The sequence below is a fragment of the Micromonospora sp. WMMD1102 genome (assembly GCF_029626265.1).
GTDB lineage: Bacteria > Actinomycetota > Actinomycetes > Mycobacteriales > Micromonosporaceae > Plantactinospora.
Genome location: NZ_JARUBN010000001.1, coordinates 4572550 through 4597440 on the forward strand (window position 1 = coordinate 4572550; position 24891 = coordinate 4597440).

Genomic DNA, 24891 nt, shown 5'->3' on the forward strand with positions numbered 1-24891 from the left:
TGAGCATCCGCGGCAAGTCGATTGCCGCCCACCCCCGACCGTCCCGGAGCGCCGCCTTGAACCAGGAGTCAATTGTCGACCGACGGCGGGCTCAGGAGGGCTCGACCGGTGCGGCCACCCCGGCGGTCCCGCCGTGCGCCGGTGCCGCCGGCTTCGGCTTCGCGTCGATGCCCGCCTCGGTCCGCTGCTGTGCGGTGATCGGGGTCGGTGCGCTGGTCAGCGGATCGAACCCGCCCCGGGTCTTCGGGAAGGCGATCACCTCGCGGATCGAGTCCGCCCCGGCCAGCAGCATGCAGACCCGGTCCCAGCCGAAGGCGATCCCGCCGTGCGGCGGCGGGCCGTACTTGAACGCCTCCAGCAGGAAGCCGAACTTGTCGGCCGCGTCCTCCGGGCTGATGCCGAGCAGGTCGAAGACCCGGCGCTGCACGTCGGCACCGTGGATACGGATCGAACCGCCACCGATCTCGTTGCCGTTGCAGACGATGTCGTACGCGTACGCCAGCGCCCGGTCCGGCGCCTCCTCGAACCGGTCGACCCAGTCGGCGTTCGGCGAGGTGAACGGGTGGTGCACGGCCGTCCAGCCACCCGCCCGGCCGCTCTCCTGGTCGGAGGCCGGCTCGAACATCGGCGCGTCGACCACCCAGCAGAACGCCCAGGCGTTCTCGTCGACCAGACCGGCCCGGCGGGCGATCTCGATCCGGGCCGCCCCGAGCAACTCCTGCGCCTCCCGCCGCTGCGCACCGGCGGCGAAGAAGACCGCGTCACCCGGCTTCGCCCCGACCGCGTCGGCCAGTCCGGCCAGGTGCTCGGCGGACAGGTTCTTCGCCACCGGTCCCCGGGCCTCGCCGGACTCGGCGTCCAGCACCACGTACGCCAGGCCGCGGGCGCCCCGCGCCTTCGCCCAGTCCTGCCAGCCGTCCAGTTCCTTGCGGCTCTGCCCGGCGCCGCCCGGCATCACCACCGCACCGACGTAGCCGCCCGCGTCGATCGCCCCGGCGAAGACCCGGAACTCGGTGCCGCGCAGGTAGTCGGTCAGCTCGGTCAGCTCGACGCCGTAACGCAGGTCGGGCTTGTCGGAGCCGTACCGGTCCATGGCGTCGTGCCAGGTGATCCGGGGAATCGGCCGGTCGATCTCGTGCCCGGCCAGCTCCCGCCAGAGGGTCGCGACGATCTCCTCGCCGAGGTCGATCACGTCGTCCTCGGTGACGAACGACATCTCGATGTCGAGCTGGGTGAACTCCGGCTGCCGGTCGGCCCGGAAGTCCTCGTCCCGGTAGCAGCGGGCGATCTGGTAGTACCGCTCCATCCCGCCGACCATCAGCAGCTGCTTGAACAGCTGCGGGGACTGCGGCAGGGCATACCAGGTGCCGGGCTGGAGGCGTACCGGCACCAGGAAGTCGCGGGCACCCTCCGGGGTCGACCGGGTCAGGGTCGGCGTCTCGATCTCCAGGAAGTCGCGGTCGTGCAGCACCCGCCGGGCGAGCTGGTTGGCCGCCGAGCGCAGCCGCAACGCCCTCGCCGGGCCGCCGCGCCGCAGGTCGAGGTAGCGGTACTTGAGGCGTACGTCGTCACCGGCCTCCACCTGGTCGTCCACCGGCAGCGGCAGCGGCGCCGCCTCGGAGAGGATCTCCAATCGGTCGACCGTCACCTCGATCTCGCCGGTGGCCAGTTCGGGGTTGTCGTTCCCCTCCGGCCGGCGGGTCACCTCGCCGGTGACCTTGACGCAGAACTCGTTGCGCAGCGCGTGGGCGGACTCCATCCCCTCGCGGAAGACCACCTGCACCACGCCGGAGGCGTCCCGCAGGTCGACGAAGATCACCCCGCCGTGGTCCCGCCGCCGGGCGACCCAGCCGGCGAGGGTCACCGCGCTGCCGGCGTCCGTCGCACGCAATGTGCCGGCATCATGGGTACGGATCACGACAGGTGTCTCCTCACGGGTGTGACGCCGCACGGCGGTGGCGGGCGTTCCGGTGACCGATTCTGCCCCGACATTCTGTCAGGGTGGCCGGTGGCGCCGGGCGCCCACCCGGGATGGCCACCCGACACCCGACGTCCCGGACCGGACCACCCGACGCACCCGGACCGGACCAGTTCGGTGCGCCGGGCCGGATCAGTCGGTGCGCCGCACCGGCAGCGGTCGGCTACCGGTGAACACCCCGGCCAGCACCGTGGCCACGACCGGCGGCAGCAGCCCGAGCAGCAGCAGGTAGAGCCAGGGCGTCCGCCAGTGGGCCGAGGTGTTGAACGCGACGTACCCGGCAGCCGGGCCGAGACCGGCGAGCACGCCGAGCGGCGCGCCGAGCCCGGCCACCACCGCGGCCTGGGCTGCGGTGATCCGCCGGCGTACCCGTGGCCCGGCCCCCACCGCCGTCATCGTGGCGAGGTCGTTGCGGAGTTCGGTGGCGGTGAGGCCGACAGCGACACCTGTCGCCGCCACGGTCACCACCGCGCTTACCGCCGCGAGTACCCAGAACATGATCCTGGTCTCCGTCGGGCCACGCTGCGGGCGGGCCGGTTCGACCCGCATCGGCGGGGACTGCGACGAGGCGGCGAGTTGCTCCCGCAGCAGCACCGTGGTGGCGGCGGCCACCTCCTCCGGGCGCGGCATCCGCTCGGTGTCCACCAGCAACCGCCCCGGCGTGACGGTAAGCCCGAGCCGCTGCGCGGTGGCTTCGGCGACGACCATCCCGGGCAGATCCCGGAAGTACTCGCCGGAGACCGCCACCACCGCCGGCACGGTGACCGGCCCGGAGGCACCGATGCCGACCACGGCCCGTCCGTCGGTGGCGAGGATGTCGTTGAACAGCACCGCCGCGCCGTCCCGGAGGGCGGCGAGTTCAGCGGCGGTCGGCTCCCGGCCGGTGACCGCCCGGATCGTCTCGGCACCACCGACCGCGATCGCGAGCTGGTCGCCGGCCGGACCGACGTGCGTCGCCGGGTCCCACGACTCCGGCGCGACCACGGCGCCGGGCCCGAGCTTCGGGTCGGTGCCGATCCGCAGGGCGACCACGCTCCGGCTCGGCAGGGTGTCGGCGAGTCGGCGGATCCCGGCCGGTCCGAGCACGGTCGCAGCCTCGGCGGGCAGCAGGACCTGTCCGTCCCGGGCGACCCGCCACACCTGGGCGGCGTCGTCCCGAGCGGCACCGACAAGTCCCAACGCGACACTGCCGGCAACGGCCGCACTTACCGCCGCCACAGCCGCCCCGGTACGCAACCGGTGCCGGGCCGAGTGCCGCAGCGCGAGCCGGGCCGAGACCGGCAGCCCGGGCGCCAGCCGACCGACGATCCGGACCAGCGCCGGCGCGCCGATGGTCACCCCGAGCAGCAGCATGATCCCGCCGAGCGCGAGAAGTTCGACCCGGCCGTCCGGATGCGCCGACCCGACCAGCACCGCCGCGCCGACGACCAGCAGCGCCAGGCCCGCCGCCAGCCAGCCCAGGTCGGCCCGCGACCGGTCCCGCTGGCCGCCGAGGGCCGCCCGCAACGGTCCCCGGGCCGCGGAACGGGCCGGCAGGTACGCGGCGGCGAGCCCGACCAGCACGGTAAGCACCGCGACCCCGGCGACCGACCAGCCGGGCACCTTCAGCTCCAGCAACGGATGGTCCGAGATCCGCTCGACGGCCGGTCCGGCCAGCACGACCGTGCCGATCCCGGCAGGCGCGGCGAGCCCGGCCGCGACAGCGCCGAAGAGCAGGCCGCCGGCTAGGACGATCCTGCCGACCTGCCGAGGGCTGGCACCGGCCGCCGCGACCAGGGCGAGTTCCCTGCGCTGCCGGCGCGCGCCGACCAGGAACGCCGCACCGACGAGCAGCACCACCTGGGCCGCCGCGAAACTGACCACCAGGGCGGCGGCCGCTGCCTGGGTCGCCAGGTACGCTGCGGTCGGCCCCGCAGCGGACCGTTCACGCAGTCCGTACTGGATGCCGGTGGGCGTGGCGGTACCGTCCGGCCCGATCCCCACACTCGTGCCGGGGCGCGGGCCGGACCAGCCCGCCCCGGCCGGCAGGTCGACAAGCAGTTCCCGGCCACCCTGCGGGGACAACTCCGCATCGGCGGGCGCGACCAGGGCGGGGATCCGCAGTGACCGGCTGATGTCGACGATCCCGACGACTGTCAGCTCCCGCAGCGGCATACCCGCACGTACCCGGTCACCCACCCGCGCGTCGATCTGGTCGGCCAGTACCCGGGTCAGCGCCACCTCGGCGGCGTGCCGGGGGACCGTCCCGTCCCGGACCACGTACCGGCCGTGGTTGAGCGGGTCGGTCGGGTCGGTCGCCTCGTACTCGTAGCTGGCCAGCCCGTCGCCAGCGGTCTCGACCACCGTCCGGCCGGTGCCGTGCGGGGCGGTACGGCTGCCGGGCGGCAGGGTCGCGGCCAGCTTGTCGAGGTCGGCCGGACTGGCGCTGAGGATCAGGTCTGCGTTGCCCATCCAGAAGGTGACGTCCCGGTCCACGGCGCCCAGCTTCGCCCAGGAGACGACCAGGACGGTCGCCGCGTACGCCGGCAGGAACAGCATGAGCAGGATCAGCAGCCCCCGGCCGGGGTGCCGGCGGGCCGAGCGGCGGGCGATCCGCAACGCGATGCGCCACGAGCCGGTGGACTCGCCGGTCATCCGCGACCGCCGAGCAGTTGTTCTGGGGTGGCCCGGGGGCCGGTGGTGTCGACCAGCCGGCCGTCGCGGAGGAAGACGGTCCGGTCCGCCCAGCCGGCGTAGCGGGGTTCGTGGGTGACAAGCACCCCGGCGGCGCCGGCATCGACCTGGGCCCGGAGCACCGCCAGCACCGCCTCGCCGGTCTCGGAGTCCAGCGCACCGGTCGGCTCGTCGGCGAGCACCAGCCGACGCTGCCCGACCAACGCGCGGGCGATGGCGATCCGCTGCTGCTGCCCGCCGGAGAGTTGGTCGGGAAAACGCTTGGCGAGATCGGCCAGGCCGACCCGGGACAGTGCGGCGAGCGCCTCGCGGCGGGCCGCCCGGGGGCGTACCCCGGCGAGTTCCCGGGGCAGTGCGACGTTCTCGGCGGCGGTCAGGTCGGCGACCAGGTTGTAGTTCTGGAAGACGTAGCCGATCCGGTCCCGGCGCAGCCGGGCCAGCGCCGGGGCGTCCAGGCCGGCGAGAGTGGCACCCTCGACCTCGACGCTGCCCCGGGTGGGCGTGTCGAGTCCGCCGGCCAGGGCGAGCAGGGTGGACTTGCCGGAGCCGGAGGGGCCCATCACCGCGACCAACTCCCCCGCCGCCACCTCGAAACTGACCCCGTCCAGGGCGTGCACCTCGGTGTCGCCGGAGCGGTAGGTCCGACTCGCCTGGTCGAACCGCAACACCGGGGCGCTCATCGCACCGCCTCCGGTCGGTCGGCCCCGGCCGCCTCGCCGCCACCGGCTGCCACGCCGCCACCGGCGGGCTCACCGGCATCGGCGGTAGCGGGCGGGGTGTTGCGACGCCGGCGCCGCAGCACCGTGGCCTCGACATGGTCGAGCCAGCGCAGCTCGCTCTCCAGCGCGAAGACCAGGTGGTCGAGCAGGAGCAGCCAGGCGATGTCGTCGCCATCCCGTTCGGCGCTGCGGCGTAGGTCGGTGACGTCCCGCATCTGCCGCATCGACTCGGTGCGCTGGGTCTGGACGACGGCGGTCACGTCGACGTCCGGGGTCGTCGCCGCCATCGCCAGCTTGATGGCCAGTTCGCTGCGTGGCCGGTCGGTGTCGGTGACCGGGGTGGCGAACCATTCGGCCAGGGCCGCGCGGCCCTGGTCGGTGATGGCGTAGACCGTCCGCCCGCCGTCGTTCGCCCCGGTCGCGGCGACCAGGCCGTCCCGGCCGAGCCGCTCCAGCGTGGTGTAGAGCTGGCCGACGTTGAGCGCCCAGTTGCCGCCCGTGCGGGTGTCGAACTCTGTCCTGAGCTGGTAGCCGTACTTCGGTCCGTCGGCGAAGAGGGCGAGCAACCCCCAGCGCACCGCGTTTCGCTGCATGGTCGAGACCTTACTCGATAAGTAGTTACCGAGTAAATAGAGGTGATCGTACGTGCGTTCGACCAGGGGATACGATGAGCGGATGACAGTCGGCGCTTACCAGCCCTCGATGCTGGACCTGGCTACCGGTGACGGGATCGCAGGGGACGGCGCCACCCTCGGCCCGCTCGGCGGCGCGCTCCGCCGGCACGAGCTGGGCTCGGGCGCCTGGGTGGACCACCTGCCCGGCTGGGTCAACGGCTCCGACGCCGTACTGCGGGTCCTGCTCGACGAGGTCGACTGGCAGGCCGAGCGCCGCCGGATGTACGACGACGTGGTCGACGTCCCCCGGTTGCTGCGCTGGTACGCGGGCGGCGAGCGGCTTCCGCACCCGGTGCTGACGGCGGCCCGGCAGGACCTCACCCGGCACTACGCCGCCGAGTTGGGCGAGCCGTTCGTCACCGCCGGGATGTGCCTCTATCGGGATGGGCGGGACAGCGTCGCCTGGCATGGCGACACCATCGGCCGATCCGCCACCGAGGACACCATTGTTGCGATCGTCTCCTTCGGCTCGCCCCGACCGCTACTGCTGCGACCGCGCGGCGGTACGCCGGACCGGGACAGAGCAGGTCGGGAGGGAGCAGGTCGGGGCGCCGGATCGTCGACGCTGCGCTTTCCGCTCGGCCACGGCGACCTGGTGGTGATGGGCGGCTCCTGCCAACGCACCTGGGAGCACGCCATCCCGAAGACGTCCCGGCCGGTCGGCCCTCGGGTAAGCGTGCAGTTCCGGCCGACCGGCGTCGCCTGAGCCATCGACCCGGTCGAGGCGTGCGACCCGCTCAGTCGTCGAGCAGGTGCAGGACCATCCGGGTGAGCGCAGCTACGTCAGCCTCGCCCATCGGACCGCCGGTCATCCCCATCCGGTGCAGCATGGTGCCGACCAGGACGTCGATGAGCAGCAGGACCCGGTGCTCCGGCTGGCCCAGCACCTCCTGGAGCAGCAGCCGGTACGGATCCTGGAGCCGGGTGGAGAGCACCTCGCGCAGCGCGGGATCGCTTATCGCCTCGACGAAAACGCCGGCGAACGCCGCACCCACCCCGGGCTCACCGATCTTCGCGACGAGAAAGTGGACGCCCGACGTCACGATCTCCGCACGTGTGGCGCCGGCCAGCGGCACCTCGCCGAAGGTGTCGACGAGGCAGTCCGTGATCAGGGAGCCCTTCGACGGCCACCGCCGGTAGATCGTGGTCTTCGCGACACCCGCCGCCGCCGCGATCCGGTCCATCGTGGCGTTCACGTAGCCCAGTTCGTGCACCGTGCGCAGGGTGGCCGCGAACACTGTCGCGTGCAGGTCCGAGCGGGGACGTCCCGCCGCGGACGGGTTGGAGACCGGCACCCGGTCAGGCTACGCTAGCTATTACGATACCGCCGGTAGCGTAATCGGACCGATCCGGAGGAGCATCATGCGCGACAAGGCACCGTTGGGCACCCGCATCCTCAAAGACACCCAGGACTGGGAGGCCTTCACCGACGGCCAGGTGATCGCCGCACGGGAGAAGGCCAACCGGAAGGTGTCGTCTCCCGCCGCCCGGCTCGTCACCGGCTGGCCGGACCGGAACGCCCGGATCGAGGAGCGGTCGGTCGAACTCCCGGGCCGTCGCCTGGTGCTGCGGGTGCACCGACCGAAGCAGCTCGACCAGCCGCTGCCGCTTGTCCTCTCGTTCCACGGCGGAGGTTTCATCGGGGGCACCGCCGCACAGAACGACTGGCTCAACAGTCACCTCGCGGCCCGCTGTCCGGCGGTGGTCGTGTCGGTGGAATACCGGCTCGCTCCCGAACACCCGCTGCCGGCGCCGGTCGAGGACGGCTACGACACGCTGGTCCGGATCGTCGACGGCGCCGGCCGCTGGGGCATCGACCCGGCCAGCGTCGCAGTCCTGGGCGAGAGCGCCGGAGGCACCATCGCCGCGCTCATCGCGTTGCGCGCCGGCAAGGACGGCCCGGCGCTGCGCGCCCAGGTGCTGAACTACCCGGGCACGGACTGGACCGAGACGATGGACGACTATCCCTCGTTCCCGCAGAACGCCGACAACCCCACCCTCCCGTCGTCCCGGTTGCGCGCGGCCCGCAGGCTGAGCGTGCCGGCGGCCCTCGACCCGCGCAGCGTCTCCCCGCTGAAGTTCGACAACTTCGCCGACCTGCCGCCGACGCTTGTCGTCACCGCCGCGCTGGACCCGTTGGCCGATCATGGGAGCCGCTATGTCGAACGGCTCCGCGAGGACGGCACGGAAGCCCAGTTGAGCTGCTATCCGAGGGCCACCCACACCTTTCTGAGTACACCCGGTCTGGTGCCGGCCGCCCGACCCGCGCGCCGCGAGATCCTCGCCTTCCTGCGCAGGCATCTGCGATGAGATCCATCAGGACAGCGGGCGGGCCGTGCCGGCTGGTCCATTGCCCGGTCACCCGGTCGGCAACGCCGCCACCCCGGCCGCGAGCAGGTCACGGAAGTCCTCTTCGGCGCCGGGCGGGAAGGTCTCCGGCCTGATCAACTGGTACGCGACGTAGACCTCGAAGTCGGCGCCGACCCACGCCCACCCGTCGATCCGCGCCTCCCCGTCCTGGTACGGCCGGACCGCGAAACAGGAGTGGTCCCCCGGTCCGTCCCTGGTCGGTTGGACGCCGCCCCTGGCGCACTGCTTCGCCCGCCATGCCTCGTCGTAGCTCTCGGTGCCGTCCATCGCGATGGTGAACCCGATGTCGCCGCGCAGCCCGCCGGTGCCGGAGGTCAGGTCCACGGCGCAGGTCCGGGTGCCGCTGAACTCACCCAGGTGCGACGAGAGCTCCGGTTTGGAGCCGGGCGCGAGTCGGGCCAGCAGGTCCTCGCTGATCAGCGCACACGGGTCCGGTAGCTCCGACGGTGGCGCCGGCGCCTTCGGTCCGCCGCACGCGGTCAGCCCGGCCACGAGCATTCCGACGAGCAGCGACATGCGGGCGAGCAGCGAAATGCCTGGTCCCGAACGTGTCAACGAAACTCCCTCACAGATCGACAGCGCCGCCTCCGACATCCGTCGACGGCTACAGCGGCGCAGGTAGCACCAGACGCATGGTCACCGGATGAGTGGGCGCGAAACCCAACGCCCGGTACAGCGGCTCGCCGTCTCGGGAGGCCCGCAGTTCCACTCTGACAACGCCCCGCTGTCGATACCAGCCGAGCATCGCCACCATGCAGGCCCGCGAACAGCCACGTCTACGGTGGTCACGATCGGTGGCGACGTTGAAGACGTATCCCACGTCACCGCTCGGGTTCTCCGGACCACCAAGGCTGCGTTCAATGACACCGATCGCGCACGCGGCCAACCCACCGGGCGGCGCGTTCCGGTCCACCACGAATGCCGCAAGCGAGTCGAGCGGATCAGCGAGCCGCTCGCGCAGCGTCGTGGCCGCGATCTCAGACCAACGGCCCGGTTCCGGCGCGGCCCCGTCCATGTCCGCCAGCATCACCCCACGCAGCCGCGCCAACTCCGCCGCGTCCGCAACACCGGCCCGCCGAACTTCGATCACGGCGGCGACAGTACTGACGGGACGACGCCCGCCGCCACCCGCTACCAGCGGCCAGCCGGCCCTTGGCGGCAGGCCAGCGCTGGTCAGCGCCGACGCCTGGGACGCCTCGGACTCGTCGGCGGGTCGGTCCCGAAGCGCGGCCGCTGTAACCTCATCGAAATCTCTGACTGACACGATCCGCAGAGTTCGGCCCCGCTGCGGAGGTTGTTGATGTTCCTCACCCGTCACGAGCAGGAGCGGCTCATGGTCCACGTCGCCGCCGATCTCGCGTGGCGCCGGCGCGAGCGCGGGCTGCGGCTCAACCATCCGGAGGCGGTCGCCGTGATCACCGCGTTCCTGCTGGAGAGCGCCCGGGACGGGCGTACCGTCGCCGAGCTGATGGAGGCCGGGCGCACCGTGCTCGGCCGTGACGACGTACTCGACGGTGTTCCGGAGATGATCGCGGAGGTGCAGGTGGAGGCGACCTTCCCGGACGGTACGAAGCTGGTGACCGTACACGAGCCGATTCCGTGACGGGGGCGGGCGTGATCCCCGGCGAACTGCTGCCCGGTACGGGCGACGTGACGATCAACGCTGGCCGTCCGGTCCGCACCCTGAGCGTGCGCAACACCGGGGACCGACCGGTCCAGGTCGGCTCGCACTACCACTTCGCCGAGGCGAACCCGGCACTGGAGTTCGACCGTGCGGCGGCCTGGGGGCACCGGCTCGGCGTACCGGCCGGCACGTCGGTGCGGTTCGAGCCGGGCATCGACCGGGACGTCGACCTGGTGCCACTCGGCGGCGCCCGGATCGTCCCCGGACTGCGCGGCGAGTGCGCCGGCCCGCTCGACACGACCGAGCCCGCCGAGGCCGCCCAGACCGAGGCGGCGGAGTCGACCGAGCCGAGCACGCCGACCGGGCCGGACTCCGCCGGGGAGGTGGCGTGAGCACCCTGGACCGGCGCCGGTACGCCGCCCTCTACGGTCCCACCGTCGGCGACCGGGTCCGGCTCGCCGACACCAACCTGCTGATCGAGGTCGAGCAGGACCACTGCGGGTACGGCGACGAGGCCGTCTTCGGCGGCGGCAAGGTGATCCGCGAGTCGATGGGGCAGTCCCTGGTCACCCGGGCCGACGGCGCACCGGACACCGTGATCACCGGCGCCCTGGTGCTGGACCACTGGGGTGTGGTCAAGGCCGACGTCGGCATCCGGGACGGCCGGATCGTGGCCCTCGGCAAGGCCGGCAACCCGGACACCATGGACGGAGTGCATCCCGACCTGGTGATCGGGCCGGGCACCGAGATCATCTCCGGCAACGGCAAGATCCTCACCGCCGGTGCGGTCGACAGCCACGTACACCTGATCTGCCCGCAGCTCCTGGAGACCGCGCTGGCCAGCGGGATCACCACGATCATCGGCGGTGGCACCGGCCCCGCCGAGGGGACCAAGGCGACCACTGTCACCCCGAACCCGTGGTATCTGGGCCGGATGCTGGAGGCGCTCGACCCCTGGCCGGTGAACGTGCTGCTGCTCGGCAAGGGCAACACGGTGAGCGAGGAATCCCTCTGGGAGCAGTTGCGCGGCGGTGCGGGCGGCTTCAAGCTGCACGAGGACTGGGGCACCACCCCGGCCGCCATCGACGCCTGCCTGCGGGTCGCCGACGCCTCCGGGGTGCAGGTGGCGATCCACACCGACACGCTCAACGAGGCAGGCTTCGTCGAGGACACGCTGCGGGCGATCGGCGGGCGGTCCATCCACGCGTACCACACCGAGGGGGCGGGCGGCGGGCACGCGCCGGACATCATCCGGGTCGCCGCCGAGCCGAACGTACTGCCGTCGTCGACGAACCCAACCCGGCCGTACACCCGGAACACCCTCGACGAGCACCTCGACATGCTGATGGTCTGCCACCATCTCAACCCGACGGTGCCGGAGGACCTGGCGTTCGCGGAGAGCCGGATCCGGCCCAGCACGATGGCCGCCGAGGACGTGCTGCACGACCTCGGCGCGATCTCGATGATCGGCTCGGACTCGCAGGCGATGGGTCGGATCGGCGAGGTGATCATCCGGACCTGGCAGACCGCACACGTGATGAAGGCCCGGCGCGGGGCGCTGCCCGGTGACGGTGCCGCCGACAACCTGCGGGCCCGCCGGTACGTCGCCAAGTACACGATCTGTCCGGCCGTCGCGCACGGCATCGACGGCGAGGTGGGCTCCGTCGAGCCGGGCAAGCTCGCCGACCTGGTGCTCTGGGACCCGGCCTTCTTCGGGGTACGCCCGCACCTGGTGGTGAAGGGCGGCATGATCGCGTACGCCCAGCTGGGCGACGCGAACGCCTCGATTCCCACCCCGCAGCCGACGCTGCCGCGGCCGATGTTCGGCGCCTACGGCGCGGCACCGTCGGCCACCAGCCTCGCCTTCGTGGCCCCGGCCGCCATCGACGCGCTGCTCGCCGATCGGATCGCCATGCGCCGGCTGCTGGCCCCGGTGGCCGACACCCGAGCCCGGGGCAAGGCCGACCTGCCGGGCAACGACGCCCTGCCCCGCATCGAGGTGGAGCCGGACACCTTCACCGTACGCATCGACGGCGAGGTGGTGGAGCCGGAACCGGTCACCGAGCTGCCGATGGCGCAACGCTACTTCCTGTTCTGAACATGACCGAGCCGCCCGTCCCGCTCGCCAGTGTCAGCCGCCTCGGCACCGTCAGCGGTCTCGCCACCCTGCTGCTCCTCGCCGACGGCCGGCTGCCCGCCGGTGGTCACGCACATTCCGGCGGGCTGGAGGCGGCGGTTACCGGCGGCCGGCTCCGCGACCTGGACGATCTCGCCGGATTCCTGCGCGGGCGGCTCGCCACCACCGGCCGGGTCACCGCGGCGTTCGCCGCCGCCTCCTGCGCCGCCGCCAGCCATCCCGGCACCGCCGGTGTCCCACACACCGCCGGTGTCCCGAACGACGCCGGTGTCCCGAACGACGCCGGTGTCCCGAACGACGCCGGTGTCCCGCACGTCGATGTCGCAGCGCGGGTGGCCAGACACCGTCTCGACGAGCTTGACGAGGGGCTGGACGCCCGCACCCCGTCCCCGGCACTGCGCCGGGCGTCCCGGACCCAGGGTCGGGCCCTGCTCCGCGCCGGCCGGGCGATCTGGTCGGTCGACCCGGTGCACCGGGACCGGCACCAACCGGTCGCGCTCGGCATCGTGGCGGCGGCGGCCGGACTCGCCCCGGCCTCGGCGGCGGCCGCCGGGGTGTACGGGACGGTGACCGGGCCGGCCGGAGCGGCGGTACGCCTGCTCGGCCTCGACCCGTACGCCGTACACGCCCTGCTCGCCGAGCTGGCTGACGAGTGTGACCGGCTCGCCGGCATCGTCGCCGAGCGGGTCGGCGATCCGGTCGACCTGCTACCCGCCGACTCCACCCCGCTGCTGGAAATCGGCGCCGAAGCACATGCGAACTGGGAGGTGCGTCTCTTTGCATCCTGAACCACTGGCGGAGCACGGAACCGGGCCACACGAGCACCCGGCCGGGCCACACGAGCACGGCACCGGGCCACACGAGCACGGGAGCGGCTCGGGGGAACGGCAGCACGTGGCGGAGGTGCCGCACACGCACCCCGATCCAGGCGTCGACCCGCACGCGCCGCTGGCCGCCACGGCCCCGGGGGCCGCCCGGCCGGTCCGGGTCGGCATCGGCGGGCCGGTCGGCTCCGGCAAGACCGCGCTGGTCGCGGCGCTGTGCCGGGCCCTCGCCGACGAAATCCGGCTGGCCGTGGTGACCAACGACATCTACACCACGGAGGACGCCGACTTCCTGCTCCGCAACGGCGTACTGCCGGCGGACCGGATCCGGGCGGTGGAGACCGGCTGTTGCCCGCACACCGCGATCCGGGACGACATCTCGGCGAACCTGGACGCGGTGGAGGAACTGGAGGTGACCCTCGGTCCGCTCGACCTCGTGCTGATCGAGAGCGGCGGGGACAACCTGACCGCCACCTTCAGCCGTGGGCTGGTGGACCGGCAGATCTTCGTGGTCGACGTGGCCGGCGGGGACAAGGTGCCGCGCAAGGGCGGCCCCGGGGTCACCTCCGCCGACCTGTTGGTGATCAACAAGACCGACCTGGCCCCGCTGGTCGGCGCCGACCTGTCGGTGATGGCCCGGGACGCCGCCGCCCGGCGCGGCCAGCTGCGTACCGTCTTCCTCTCCCTGGTGGAGGACCCGAAGGCGAGCGAGGTCGCCGACTGGGTCCGGCAGCTGCTACCCGATCGCGGCCCGCTCGAGCAGTCCGCCGAACCCGCCTCGTCCTGATGCGGGCATACGCCCGGATCGCGGTCACCGCCGACCCGGTCCGGGGCACCCGGCTCGACACGCTGCGCGGCGAACCGCCGCTGCTGCCCCGGCGCACCGGCTGGGACGACGGTGAACTGCGGGTACACCTGGTCGGCGGGGCGGCCGGACCGCTCGGCGGCGACGATCTGCGGATCGACGTCGAGGTCGGCCCGGGGGCCCGACTCTGCGTACGCAGCGTCGCGGCGTCGTTGGCGCTCCCTGGACGGACCGGAGTGGAGTCCCGGCTGCACGTCACCGTGCGGGTGGCGGCCGGCGGTCGACTGCGCTGGCTGGTCGAGCCGCTGATCGGGGCGGCCGGCTGTGACCATCGCACCGTCACCGAGATCGAGCTGGCCGAGGGCGCCGCCCTGCTCTGGCGGGAGGAGTTGGTCTGTGGCCGGCACGCCGAGCCGGTCGGCGACGTACGCGTCGAGACGACGCTGCGGTACGGCGGCCGTACGCTACTCCGCAACGATCTCGCGGTCGGACCTCGCGCGGTCGGCTGGTCCGGCGCGGCGGTGCTCGGCGACGCCCGGGCCGCCGGGACCGTCCTGGTGGTCGACCCCGCCTGGACGGCCCTCCCGCCCCCGCACGCCGGGGCGGCGGGTCCAGACGGGGGCCCGATCGAGCCGCGGGACGGCAAGCCGGACGGCTGCGCGGCGGCGGTGCTGCCACTGGCCGGCGGACCGGCGGTGCTGGTCAGCGCCGTCGCCGCCGATCCGCGCTCGGTTCGCGCCCAGCTCGACCGGCTCTCGGCCCGCTGGTCCGGGCCGGAACAGTCGCCCCGCCACGGGGCCGATCTCACGTCGCCGGCTCGACCGCACGCCGGATCGGAGCCCGTCGTCCCCACGTCAGGCACCGCCAGATCCACTCGGCCGGCCCGTACCGGAACGACCTGAGCCACCACACGCTCCACAACCCCTGCACGACGATGATGCCGATGGTCAGGCCGACGATCTGGGGCAGGTCGGCGGTGCTGTCGATGCCGAGCAGCGGACCGGCGACGAGAAACAGGACGGTCGCGCTGAGGTAGTTGGTCAGCGCCATCCGGCCCATCGGGGACAGCACCCCGGACAGCACGGGGCCGGCCGGCGTACGCAGCAGGAGGAGGAGGCCGCAGCAGTAGGCGAGGCCGGTGACGATTCCCGCCAGCGGCGGGAGCAGGCTGACCCCGCCGCCGGGTCCGCCGATCAGGTTGACGAAGGGAAGCTCCACGGCACGCAGGACCAGGACCATCCAGGTCGCCGTCAACGCGGCGAAGACGACGAAGGCAACCGCGATCCGACCGGTACGACGTTCGAGCGCGGCTGGCACGTCGAGCATCGCCAGGGCGTAACCGAGCGCGAGGAGCCCCGGAATCGGCCCGTAGCCGACGACGGGTTGGGAGCCGAGGAGCAGCAGCACGACCCCCACGGCGAAGGCCAGCCGCCCGCCGAGATAGCTCAGCGGCAACAGGACGATCAGGCCGGCCAGCGCGTACGCGGAGGGCGGAGCCCGCAGGCGGCGGAGCGACGTCCACCCGGGCCGAGGGCCCGGAACAACCCTTCAGCACAATCCGGTCACGTATGGTGACAGCATGCCTGCGGTGCCCTGGTGGGCTGTGCTCTCGGCGGCGGCGCTGCCCGGCCTGCTGGTCATCGGCTGGACCGTCGCGGCCGTGCGGCAGCCGCCCGGATACGATCCGTGGGCCGACATGATCAGCGCGCTCTCCTCGTACCGCGCCCTGGACCGGCTGATCCTGGTCTGTCTACTCGCCGGGCTCGGCGTGGCCCACCTGGTCACCGCGATCGGACTGCGTCCGGTCCGCTTGCTCGCCCGGCTGGTGTACGCGGCCGGCGGCCTGGCCACCGTCGTCGTCGCGGGGGTACCCAAGGTCGACTCCAGCACTCCGCCGGCACACGGGGTCGCCGCCGTGGTCGCGTTCGTCGGGCTCGCCGTCTGGCCGGCGGTGGCCGTACTGCCGCTGCCGCACCGGGCCGCGCCGGTTCGGCACTGGCCGGAGCCGCCCGGCACGGCCCGGGACCGGCCCTGGGTGCTGCGCTCGGGGGTCGGGTACGCGACCGCGGTGCTGATGCTCGGCTTCGGGCTCTGGCTGGCGACGCAGCTGCCCGACGGCGAGTTGGCCGGGCTGGCCGAACGGTTCACCGCCGGCTCCGAGGCACTGTGGCCGCTTGTCGTGGCGCTGACCCTGTTCCGGCGCGGCAGCCGACCCACCGCCACCGACAAGGACGGGTGACCCAGCCCGGCAGGACCCCGGACAACGGCGGGTGTCCCAGCCCGACATGACCCTGGACAGCGCCGATCGGCGTGACCGGGCCGGTGGGTGCCGGGAGGTGCCGGCGGCCCATCGGTCCCGATCACGCCGATCGGGGTTGCTGTCGGCTCAGTAAATGCTCACGCCGTACGCGTTGAGCGCCTCGACCACCGGCTGGAAGAAGGTCGTACCGCCGGTGGAGCAGTTGCCGCTGCCGCCCGAGGTCAGGCCGAGTGCGGTGCTGCCGGCGAAGAGCGGGCCGCCGCTGTCGCCCGGCTGGGCACAGACGGTGGTCCGGATCAGGCCGGAGACGGTGCCGCTGCCCTGGTAGGTGACGGTGGCGTTCAGCGCGGTCACCCGGCCGCTACGCAGCCCGGTGGTGCTGCCACTGCGCTGCACCGACTGGTTCACGGTCGGGTTCGCCGCGCTGGTGATGTCCCGGTAGCCGCCGTAGAGGTAGACGTCACCCGGCTGCTGGGCGATGCCGCTGGCGTACCGGACGATGCCGTAGTCGTTGCCGGGGAAGCTGCTGCCGGCCCGGGTGCCGATCACCGAGCCGCCCGAGCTGGCCGACCAGTTCGCCCCGGCGTTGGTGCAGTGCCCGGCGGTGAGGAAGTAGTAGGTGCTGCCGCTGCGCACGTTGAAGCCCAGCGAGCACCTGCTGCCGCCGGTGTAGATCGCGTTGCCGCCGGAGATGGTGGTGCTGAACGTGCCGGGGACGGACTGGATCCGGACGGCGCCACCGAAGCGGGCGGTGACCGCCTTGATCTTGGCGAGCTTGGCGCCGGTGACCGTGCTGTCGACGTCCACGGCGACCTGGTTGGTGACCGGGTCGACATACCACGCGGTGCCGGGGATCCGGGCCGACCTGTCCAACTCGGCGGTGACCTGGGCCAGTTCGGCGGAACCGCGCGTGACGATCTTGGGGACCGCGCCGGAGGCCCGGACCTGACTGGCCGCCGCCTCGTCGGTCACCGTGACGACCATCTTGCCGTCGGCGTTCAGGTAGGTGCCGGCGGAGCGGGCGCCGAGCCGCTCGGAGAGCGCCGTCGCGGCGTCCGGCGTGGCCGCCGGAGCAGCCTGCGCAGGTACGCCGATCAGCATGCCGGCCACCAGGGATCCGGCCGCGGACGCGATCGCGACAAGGCGGATCGAGGACCTCGTGGGTCGCATGTAGAGCCTCCCATGGGGGGTTTGGAGGTGTCTGCGCCGAGTAGGCAGATCTGTTATGAGTATTCAGAGATCTAAGATCATGAACAAGATGCCTAACATATCGCCTGCTACAGGGCTTTCGTCTTATGGTCAGCTCCGTTGTGGAGACTCAGGCCGGTCTATATGATTCGCCCACCTCAGCTGGCGCACGGAAACCAGCTGGCTCAAGGCAACCGCGATCCGGAGGCCGCCCATGTCCGCTGCACGCCGCACCGCCACCCTGCTCGCCACCCTCCTCGCCACCGTCGTCTCCGTCACCTCGGTCGGGCTGGTCGCCAGCCCGGCACACGCCGATCCCGGTCCCCCGCCCGCCTCGATGGCCAGCCTCGGTGACTCGATCACCCGGGGCTTCAACGCCTGCGGCTGGTACGTCGACTGCCCGTCCCGCTCGTTCAGCACCGGCGACGACTCCGGGATCAACAGCCACTACCTGCGGATCCGCGCGGTGAACCCGGCGATCAACGGGCGCAACCACAACGACGGGCGCTCCGGCGCCAAGTCCGCGGACATGGCCGGTCAGGCCGACTCCGCCGTCTCGCAGGGCGTCGGCTACGTGACGATGCTGATCGGCGCGAACGACGCCTGCACCGGTTCCGAGTCGAGCATGACGCCGGTCAGCACCTTCCGGAGCAACATCGACGCCGCGCTGGGCCGGCTGCGGTCCGGGCTGCCGAACGCCCGGGTCTTCGTGATCAGCGTGCCCGACATCCAGCGGCTCTGGTCGGTCGGCCGGGGCAACCTCGCCGCCCGTTCGGCCTGGTCGCTCTTTGGCATCTGCCAGTCGATGCTGGCCAACCCCACCTCCAACGCCCAGGCCGATGTCGACCGACGCAACCGGGTACGGCAGCGGGTGGCCGACTACAACACCCAGCTCGCCCAGGCCTGCGCCGCGTACGGGTCGAACTGCCTCTTCGACGGCAATGCGGTGTTCAACTATCCGTTCACGCTGGGCCAGTTGTCCGGCTGGGACTACTTCCACCCCAACGCCTCCGGGCAGCGGGCCCTGGCCGAGACCTCGTACGCCGCCGGATTCCGCTGGTAACAGCCGTCGGGCGGGTACCCAGGCCACCGGCCCGGCGTACCCGTCCGCTCCGTCCGGGGCCCGCCCGTGCGGGGCATCCGCCGACCCGGCCCGACCGGTGCTATCCCGTCGGGTCGGGCGGCGGGCGGTAGCCGAGCAGCCCGTCGCCGGTCGCCACCACCAGCAACCCGGGCAGCGCCACGAGATCGGTCACCGGAGCACCCACCTCGATCGTCTGTCCCGGTGTGCCCGGCTCGCCGACGGCCTGCCACCGCAGGACGCTCCCGTCCGCCGCCACCAGCCAACTGGTCCGGCCTCCGCCGACCACGGCCAGCGACCGCACCGGCCCGGTGCCGGTCAGCACGACCACCGGCTCCGGCGGCAACTCGTCGGCGCCCGGGGCGGCCGGACCGTCCACCGTCCCGACAGCCGAACCCGTCCCGACAGCCGAACCCGTCCCGACGGCCGGACCGACCGTCCCGACAGCCGAACCGTCGACCGGACCGGATGCCGTCGCAGCGGCCGGGCGCCCGGGAAGAGCGCCGACGGGGTCGGGTCCGGCCTCGCCGGCTCGTGCCGTCCGGACCAGGTCGGTGACGTCGACACAGCGGACCTGCCCGTTGCGGCCGGCTGCGAAGACCAGGGCACGGTCGTCGACGGTCGCGACCCGCACGCCGTACGCCACACCGCCGTGGCCGTCCAGCACCCGCCGTCCGGCCGGCTTCCGCGAGTCCAGCTCCCAGAGTCGTACGGTGTCGTCCTCGGCTGCCGTCAACCCGACCGGTGCCCCGGCCAGCTCGCCGACGGCGACCACCCGGATCCGGCCGGAGTGCCCGGTCTCCGTCCTTCCCAGCCGGCCGCTGTCGACGTCGAGCCGGAACAGCGTGGCTCCCCGCGCCACCAACAGCACCCGGCGGCCCTCCCACCGGCACAGCGCGAGCGGACCCGTCAACCCATGGCCGCCCACCGCCCCGGCCAGGCCCGACCGTTCCGCCCCGACCGAAGCAAACGGTCCCGCGCCGACCGGACCCGGCGGTCCCGTCCCGACCAGACCCGGCGGTCCCGTCCCGGTCCGGCCCGGCGTTTCCGTCCCGGACGGGGGCGGTTCGGTGCCGGGCGAGGGCGACTCCGTTCCGGACGGGCTCGCGGAAGACCCGTCGAGCGGCACCGCGCCGATCCGGTCTCCGGTGACCGGGTCCCACAGTTCGAGGTGCGCCGGCCCGAGCCAGGCCAGCACCGGCGGCTCACCCGGTAGCAACTTCGACCCTGGCGGAATCCCGTCGCGCGGCAACTCGACCTCGGCCCCGGTCGCCGGCTCGAAGCCCCGGACGTGTTCCCCGGGCGGCGCGGCAAGCAGCACCGGCCGGTCCGCCGGTCCGCCGAAGGCCAGGCGGTAGCCAGGGCCGTCCGGGGGCCGCCCCGGGGCGTCGTCCGGGGCGTCGTCCGGCAATTCGTGCGGGGCGTCGTGCCGCTCGTCGGAGTCGGGTTCGGGTGGTATCGGCCGGTCGCGCCGGAACGGGTACGGCCGCTGCGGGTCCCAGACCCAGACCAGACCCGCACCGTCCCCGGTGACAAGTACCGGCCGGCCGGCGATCTCGACCCCGATCGTCCGGGTCGGTGCCGCCTCGTACGGATAGCGGAACGGTTCGCCCAGCTGCCGGCCGGACTCCGGCGACCAGGCCCGTACGGTCGCGTCGTCGCCGCTCCACAGCACCGTGCGGTCGCCGAGCCGGCCGACCAGCACCGAGTTGACCTGACTGGTGTGCGCCGTGAAGGCGGGTCCGAGCGGGCGGCCGTCGCGCAGGTCCCAGACCCGGGCCACCCGGCCGGCGGCGGCGAGCAGGATCGGCCGGCCGTGCCAGTCCGCGAAGTCGAGCAGGGTGACCAGCCCGGGGACCTCGAAGTCGTACCCGCCGACCGGCTCGGCCCGGACCTCTCCGCCGCCCGACGCCAACTCCAGCCGCCACAGGGACACCCGGCCGGCGCCGGTGCCGACGGCCAGCAGGGCCGCCCCGGCTGCCCCGCCCGCCACGCTGCCGGCCAGCACGCTGATCCGTTCCCCGCCGGTGCGCAGGGTGTGCAGTCGGGTACCCCGGTCGGCGCCGAGTGACCAGATCTCCAGGTGCGGCGATCCGCCGGTCAGCACCGCGCAGGGGCGGCCGCCAAGGGTGACCGTGGCCAGGCAGCGTACGTCGCCGCACCACTGCCGCCAGCGGGACCGACCACTGTCCAGGTCGCTGACCTGGAGGTAGCCGGCACCGGCCCCCGAGACGACCAGTTGCTCGCCGTCGATCCGGGTGACGGCGGAGACCCGCGCGTGGGCCCGCTCGTCCACCGCGCCGACCAGGCGGCCCTCGGGCAGGTCCAGCACCACCCGGGCCCCGGCATAGCTGGTGACCAGCGCGCGGGGCCGGCCGGTCCGGTCGTCGGTGAAGCCGACCAGCCCGGTGACCCAGGCCGGCACCGGCTGGTACGGCCCGGGGCGTGCCGGCAGCGGTCGTGGTCGCCGGCCGGGCGGCCCCCAGGTCCACAGTGGTCGTCCGGTCCAGGCGGGTTCGGCGGCGACCCGGCGGGTGGACCAGTCCGGCGCACGCCGGTCCGTCCCCCCGGTCATCGGAGATGATCCGGCGACGCCACCGCATCGAGGATCATTTTCGGCATTTTAGTCCGGGCCACCCCCGGGTCGGAGCCCGCGAAAGGAGGCGCATGCCCGACACGGGTGGCATGCCCGACACGACCGGCCGGGCGGACACCAACCGATCGGCCGGCACACCAACCGGCCGGTACACCACCCCGCCGGTGGGACACCAACCGACCGGCAACACGGACCCGCCGGGCGGCACCAGCCGACGGGCGGGCACCGACCGGCGGTCGGTCAGACGGACAGCAGTGAGTGCACCGACGGGTCGCGCAGGTCGGCGCGCTCGCCGGCCCGGACCACCTCCCCGGCGTCGAGGATCACGAACCGGTCGGCGAGCCGCAGTGCCAACTCCAGGTACTGCTCGACGAGCAGGATGGCGAGTCCGAGTTCCTTGTGCAGCCGCTGCACCGCCTCCTCGATCTCCAGGATGATCGAGGGCTGGATGCCCTCGGTCGGCTCGTCCAGCAGCAGCATCTTCGGCCGGCTGACCAGCGCACGGGCGATCGCGAGCTGCTGCTGTTGCCCGCCGGAGAGGAAGCCGGCCCGCCGTTTCAGCAGCCCCGGCAGGGCCGGGAAGAGGTCGAGGGCCTCGTCCACCGCACCCCGGCTGACCGCTCCGGCCGCCTCCGCCGCCACCTGGAGGTTCTCCGCGACGGTGAGCTGCGGGAACGTCTCGTGGCCGGGCGGCACGTAGCCGAGTCCCCGGCGGACCCGTTCGTGGGTCTTCAACCCGGTGATGTCCGCACCGGCGAAGTGGACCCGCCCGGACCGGACCGGGAGTACGCCCATGATCGCCTTGAGCAGGGTCGTCTTGCCGACACCGTTGCGCCCCATCACGCAGACCAGCGCGCCGGCCGGCGCTTCCAGGTCCACGCCGAAGAGCACCTGCGCCCGCCCGTACGCCACGTCCAGGCCCTGCACCGTCAGCATCACGACGCCTCCCTGACCAGCTCGGCGCTCTCCTTGCGGGTCCGGCCGAGATACACCTCCTGCACCCGGGGGTCCGCCTGCACCTGCGCCACCGTCCCCTCGCAGAGCAACCGGCCCTCGTGCAGCACGGTGACGGTACTGGCGAACCGGCGCAGGAAGTCCATGTCGTGCTCCACCACGATCACCGTGTGCTCCCTGGCCACCTGGCGGAGCAGCTCGCCGGTCCGGGCCCGCTCGTCCCGGCTCATCCCGGCCACCGGCTCGTCCAGCAGCAGCAGGCTGGGCCGCTGGGCGAGAAGCATGCCGATCTCCAACCACTGCCGCTGGCCGTGCGAGAGCACTCCCGCCGGCCGGTTTGCCAACTCGGTCAGTCCGGTGGTCTCCAGCGCCTCCGCCACCTGGTCGGCTGTCCCCCTCCGCCGGCCCAGCAGAGTGCGCAGTGGCCGCCGGAACGTCGCCGCCAGATCCAGGTTCTCCAGTACGGTCAGCTGTTCGAAGACGACCGAGGTCTGGAAGGTACGGCCGATGCCGAGCCGGACGATCTGGTGCTCCCGCCGGCCCAGCAGTTCCGTGTCGGCGAAGCGGACCGAGCCGGAGGCGGGCCTGGTCAGCCCGGTGATCACGTCGATCAGGGTGGTCTTGCCGGCCCCGTTCGGCCCGATCAGGAAGCGCAGTTCACCGGCCCGGACGGTGAAGTCCAGGTCCGTCACGGCCCGGAAGCCGGAGAAGACCACGTTCAGCCCGCGTACCCGCAACAGCTCGGTCATGCCGACTCCTCTCCCCGGTTGGCGACCCCGGCCGGCACCCCGGCCGCCGGACGCCCGGCCGGACCGCGCGGGTCGACCGGACCGCCCTGACGATTGGCATCGGCCGGGTCGGCGGCGTCGACCGCAGCGGCCGGGTCGACCGCAGCGGTGGAGTCGACGCCAGCGGCCGAGTCGACCGGGGTGGTCGGGGCCGGCACGTCGGCTGCCGGCGTACTCGACGGGGGTGGAACGGGCCCGGTCCGGCGAAGGCGCCGGTGCCGGACGGCGGCCCGGAGGTCGGCGAAGAGCCCGGCGATGCCGCGCGGCGCCCAGAGCATCACGACCACGAACATCGCGCCCTGGAGATAGACCCAGTTGTCCGCCGACTCCTCGCTGAAGATGGTCTTGGCGTAGTTGACCAGCAGGGCGCCGCCGACCGCGCCGGCCAGCGAGAACCGGCCGCCGATCGCCACCCCGATGAGCAGCTCCAGCGAGGCGACGATGCCCAGGTTGGCCGGGCTGAGCAGGCCGACCATCGGCACGAAGAGCGCACCGGCGATCCCGGCCATCCCGGCGGAGACGGCGAACGCGATGGTCTTCACCACGGCCGGCTCGTAGCCGAGGAAGCGCACCCGGTCCTCGCCGTCCCGGACCGCGACCAGCAGTTGCCCGAACCGGCTGCGGGACAGCTGCCAGGCGAGCAGGAACATCGTCCCGAGCACGCCGACCACGACCAGGTAGAGGATCCGCTTGTCGCCGGGCTGGTAGAGGTCCAGCCCGTAGAACATCTGGAAGTTGGTGAGCCCGTTCGTGCCGCCGGTCAGCCCCTGCTGGCCGACCAGCAGGATCACGAACGCGGCGGCCAGCGCCTGGGAGAGCACCGCGAAGTAGGCGCCCCGGACCCGCTGCCGGAAGACCAGCAGGCCGAGCAGGACCGCGACGGTGACCGGCAGCACCACCACCATGGCCAGCGCGAAGACCGGGTTGGCGAACGGCCGCCAGAGCGCGGGCAGGCTCTCCACCCCGCTCCAGACCATGAAGTCCGGCAGCCCGCCGGGCCCGGCCTCGCGCAGTTTCAGGTGCATGCCCATGGCGTAGCCGCCGAGGCCGAAGAAGACGCCCTGGCCGAGGGTGAGCATGCCGCCCCGGCCCCAGGCCAGGCCGATCCCGACCGCGACGATGGCATAGCAGAGGTACTTGCCGAGCAGGTCCAGCCGGAACGGCGAGAGGACCGCCGGAGCGACGAGTACCAGCAGCAGGCCGACCGCGACGAAGAGTGCCGGCCCGGCCAGTCGGCGCCGGGACCGCGGCGGCGGGGTGCCCGTTCCGGCCGACCGGGCGGGCGCGGCCGTGACCGCGGCGGTCACGACAGCGCCCGGGTACGCACGACGAACATCCCCTGCGGGCGGAACTGGAGGAATGCGATGATCACGGCGAACACCACCACCTTGGCGAAGCTGGCCCCGTTGTCGACCCAGAATTCGACGAAACCGTTCAGGATGCCGAGGGCGAAGGCGGCGATGACCGCGCCCCGGAGCTGCCCGAGGCCGCCGGCGACGACCACCAGGAACGCGTCCACGATGTAGTTGGTGCCCAGGGTGGGCCCGACCGGGCCGATCAGGGTGAGCGCCACCCCGGCCACCCCGGCCAGGCCGGAGCCGATGAAGAAGGTGAGCTGGTCGACCCGTTCGGTGGCCACCCCGCTGACCGCGGCGAGCTGCCGGTTCTGCATCACCGCGCGCATCCGCCGGCCGTGCCGCAGCCGGGTCAGGTAGAGCCAGATCGCCACCACGCAGCCGGCCGCGAGCAGCATGATGAAGACCCGGTTGTACGGCAGCCGCACGCCACCGAGGTCGAGCCCGCCGGTGAGCCAGCCCGGTGCGCGTACCTGCACGTTGGGCGCGCCGAAGATGTCCCGGGCGACCTGTTGCAGGATGAGGCTGATCCCCCAGGTGAGCAGCAGGGTGTCCAGCGGCCGGCCGTAGAAGTGCCGGATCGCCAGCCGTTCCAGGATCAGCCCCAGCACCCCGGCGACGGCGAACGCCACCGGCAGGGCGACCAGCACCGACTGGCTGCCGACCAGCGGTTGCAGCAGGTACGCGGTGTAGGCGCCGGCCATGATGAACTCGCCGTGGGCCATGTTGATCACGCCCATCTGACCGAACGTGAAGGTCAGACCGAGGGCGATCAGGAGCAGCACCGCTCCGATGCTCGCCCCGATCACCAGTTGGTTGAGTGTCGCCATGCGTCGGCGCCTCCGTCCGGGTTCGCGGCCGTCAG

Annotated in this window: 24 protein-coding genes; 10 read left to right on the forward strand and 14 right to left on the reverse strand. The window is 73.0% G+C overall.

The annotated features are described in order from the left end of the window. Positions 1-91: 91 nt before the first annotated feature. From aspS to O7626_RS20410, 4 genes are all read right to left on the reverse strand, one after another. Positions 92-1918: an aspartate--tRNA ligase gene (gene aspS / locus O7626_RS20395; protein ID WP_278062750.1), complete on the reverse strand. Its 1827-nt coding sequence runs from the start codon at positions 1916-1918 to the stop codon at positions 92-94. Positions 1919-2110: 192 nt separating this feature from the next. After that, positions 2111-4612 carry an FtsX-like permease family protein gene (locus O7626_RS20400; protein WP_278062751.1) on the reverse strand — a complete coding sequence of 834 codons (2502 nt, stop codon included), beginning with the start codon at positions 4610-4612 and terminating at the stop codon, positions 2111-2113. Continuing rightward, entirely contained in the window at positions 4609-5331 is a 723-nt protein-coding gene (locus O7626_RS20405; protein WP_278062752.1) for an ABC transporter ATP-binding protein, read from the reverse strand. The genes O7626_RS20400 and O7626_RS20405 overlap by 4 nt, the downstream gene beginning before the upstream one ends. After that, complete coding sequence (locus tag O7626_RS20410; protein ID WP_278062753.1) at positions 5328-5963, reverse strand: PadR family transcriptional regulator; 636 nt, start codon at positions 5961-5963, stop codon at positions 5328-5330. The genes O7626_RS20405 and O7626_RS20410 overlap by 4 nt, the downstream gene beginning before the upstream one ends. An 82-nt stretch (positions 5964-6045) precedes the next feature. Between O7626_RS20410 and O7626_RS20415 the strand changes: the two genes are divergently transcribed. Next, positions 6046-6750, forward strand: a complete 705-nt coding sequence (locus O7626_RS20415; protein WP_278062754.1) for an alpha-ketoglutarate-dependent dioxygenase AlkB — start codon at positions 6046-6048, stop codon at positions 6748-6750. Positions 6751-6781: 31 nt separating this feature from the next. Here O7626_RS20415 and O7626_RS20420 read toward each other — a convergent pair whose 3' ends face one another. Continuing rightward, entirely contained in the window at positions 6782-7339 is a 558-nt protein-coding gene (locus O7626_RS20420) for a TetR/AcrR family transcriptional regulator (RefSeq protein WP_278062755.1), read from the reverse strand. A gap of 67 nt (positions 7340-7406) precedes the next feature. On the opposite strand from O7626_RS20420, the gene O7626_RS20425 reads away from it, so the two are divergent. Next, positions 7407-8354: an alpha/beta hydrolase gene (locus tag O7626_RS20425; RefSeq protein WP_278062756.1), complete on the forward strand. Its 948-nt coding sequence runs from the start codon at positions 7407-7409 to the stop codon at positions 8352-8354. A 48-nt stretch (positions 8355-8402) separates the two neighbouring features. On the opposite strand, the gene O7626_RS20430 is transcribed toward O7626_RS20425, so the two are convergent. Both O7626_RS20430 and O7626_RS20435 read right to left on the reverse strand, forming a co-directional pair. Continuing rightward, entirely contained in the window at positions 8403-8969 is a 567-nt protein-coding gene (locus O7626_RS20430) for a hypothetical protein (protein ID WP_278062757.1), read from the reverse strand. A 49-nt stretch (positions 8970-9018) separates the two neighbouring features. Then, positions 9019-9504, reverse strand: coding sequence for a GNAT family N-acetyltransferase (locus O7626_RS20435; protein WP_278062758.1), 486 nt, complete (start codon positions 9502-9504; stop codon positions 9019-9021). 210 nt (positions 9505-9714) lie between these two features. On the opposite strand from O7626_RS20435, the gene O7626_RS20440 reads away from it, so the two are divergent. The 6 genes from O7626_RS20440 (at position 9715) to O7626_RS20465 (ending at position 14706) form a co-directional block, all read left to right on the forward strand. After that, positions 9715-10017, forward strand: a complete 303-nt coding sequence (locus tag O7626_RS20440) for an urease subunit gamma (RefSeq protein WP_278062759.1) — start codon at positions 9715-9717, stop codon at positions 10015-10017. Positions 10018-10028: 11 nt separating this feature from the next. Continuing rightward, positions 10029-10430, forward strand: coding sequence for an urease subunit beta (locus O7626_RS20445; RefSeq protein ID WP_278066226.1), 402 nt, complete (start codon positions 10029-10031; stop codon positions 10428-10430). Continuing rightward, positions 10427-12136, forward strand: coding sequence for an urease subunit alpha (locus tag O7626_RS20450; protein ID WP_278062760.1), 1710 nt, complete (start codon positions 10427-10429; stop codon positions 12134-12136). The genes O7626_RS20445 and O7626_RS20450 overlap by 4 nt, the downstream gene beginning before the upstream one ends. A 2-nt stretch (positions 12137-12138) precedes the next feature. Next, entirely contained in the window at positions 12139-12963 is an 825-nt protein-coding gene (locus tag O7626_RS20455; RefSeq protein ID WP_278062761.1) for an urease accessory UreF family protein, read from the forward strand. 160 nt (positions 12964-13123) lie between these two features. Beyond that, complete coding sequence (gene ureG / locus O7626_RS20460; RefSeq protein ID WP_278066227.1) at positions 13124-13786, forward strand: urease accessory protein UreG; 663 nt, start codon at positions 13124-13126, stop codon at positions 13784-13786. Beyond that, positions 13786-14706: an urease accessory protein UreD gene (locus tag O7626_RS20465; RefSeq protein ID WP_278062762.1), complete on the forward strand. Its 921-nt coding sequence runs from the start codon at positions 13786-13788 to the stop codon at positions 14704-14706. Before ureG ends, O7626_RS20465 begins: the two co-directional genes overlap by 1 nt. Here O7626_RS20465 and O7626_RS20470 read toward each other — a convergent pair. Then, positions 14609-15259, reverse strand: coding sequence for a DUF418 domain-containing protein (locus O7626_RS20470; protein WP_278062763.1), 651 nt, complete (start codon positions 15257-15259; stop codon positions 14609-14611). The genes O7626_RS20465 and O7626_RS20470 overlap by 98 nt on opposite strands. Positions 15260-15383: 124 nt before the next feature. Here O7626_RS20470 and O7626_RS20475 point away from each other — a divergent pair, with 124 nt between their 5' ends. Beyond that, positions 15384-16043 carry a DUF998 domain-containing protein gene (locus O7626_RS20475; RefSeq protein WP_278062764.1) on the forward strand — a complete coding sequence of 220 codons (660 nt, stop codon included), beginning with the start codon at positions 15384-15386 and terminating at the stop codon, positions 16041-16043. A gap of 147 nt (positions 16044-16190) precedes the next feature. On the opposite strand, the gene O7626_RS20480 is transcribed toward O7626_RS20475, so the two are convergent. Continuing rightward, positions 16191-17234, reverse strand: coding sequence for a S1 family peptidase (locus O7626_RS20480; RefSeq protein ID WP_278062765.1), 1044 nt, complete (start codon positions 17232-17234; stop codon positions 16191-16193). Positions 17235-17466: 232 nt separating this feature from the next. On the opposite strand from O7626_RS20480, the gene O7626_RS20485 reads away from it, so the two are divergent. Continuing rightward, a complete protein-coding gene (locus O7626_RS20485) occupies positions 17467-18315 on the forward strand; it encodes a GDSL-type esterase/lipase family protein (protein ID WP_278062766.1) in 849 nt (282 codons plus the stop codon). A 100-nt stretch (positions 18316-18415) separates the two neighbouring features. On the opposite strand, the gene O7626_RS20490 is transcribed toward O7626_RS20485, so the two are convergent. The 5 genes from O7626_RS20490 to urtB all read right to left on the reverse strand — a co-directional run bounded on the left by O7626_RS20490 (position 18416) and on the right by urtB (position 24856). Beyond that, entirely contained in the window at positions 18416-20908 is a 2493-nt protein-coding gene (locus O7626_RS20490; protein WP_278062767.1) for a hypothetical protein, read from the reverse strand. A 261-nt stretch (positions 20909-21169) separates the two neighbouring features. Continuing rightward, a complete protein-coding gene (gene urtE, locus O7626_RS20495; RefSeq protein WP_278066228.1) occupies positions 21170-21865 on the reverse strand; it encodes an urea ABC transporter ATP-binding subunit UrtE in 696 nt (231 codons plus the stop codon). Continuing rightward, positions 21865-22632 carry an urea ABC transporter ATP-binding protein UrtD gene (urtD, locus tag O7626_RS20500; RefSeq protein WP_278062768.1) on the reverse strand — a complete coding sequence of 256 codons (768 nt, stop codon included), beginning with the start codon at positions 22630-22632 and terminating at the stop codon, positions 21865-21867. The genes urtE and urtD overlap by 1 nt, the downstream gene beginning before the upstream one ends. Next, on the reverse strand, positions 22629-23978 hold the full coding sequence (gene urtC, locus O7626_RS20505; RefSeq protein ID WP_278062769.1) for an urea ABC transporter permease subunit UrtC: 1350 nt from the start codon (positions 23976-23978) through the stop codon (positions 22629-22631). Before urtC ends, urtD begins: the two co-directional genes overlap by 4 nt. After that, positions 23975-24856, reverse strand: coding sequence for an urea ABC transporter permease subunit UrtB (urtB, locus tag O7626_RS20510; protein WP_278062770.1), 882 nt, complete (start codon positions 24854-24856; stop codon positions 23975-23977). The genes urtC and urtB overlap by 4 nt, the downstream gene beginning before the upstream one ends. Between the last annotated feature and the right edge of the window lie 35 nt (positions 24857-24891).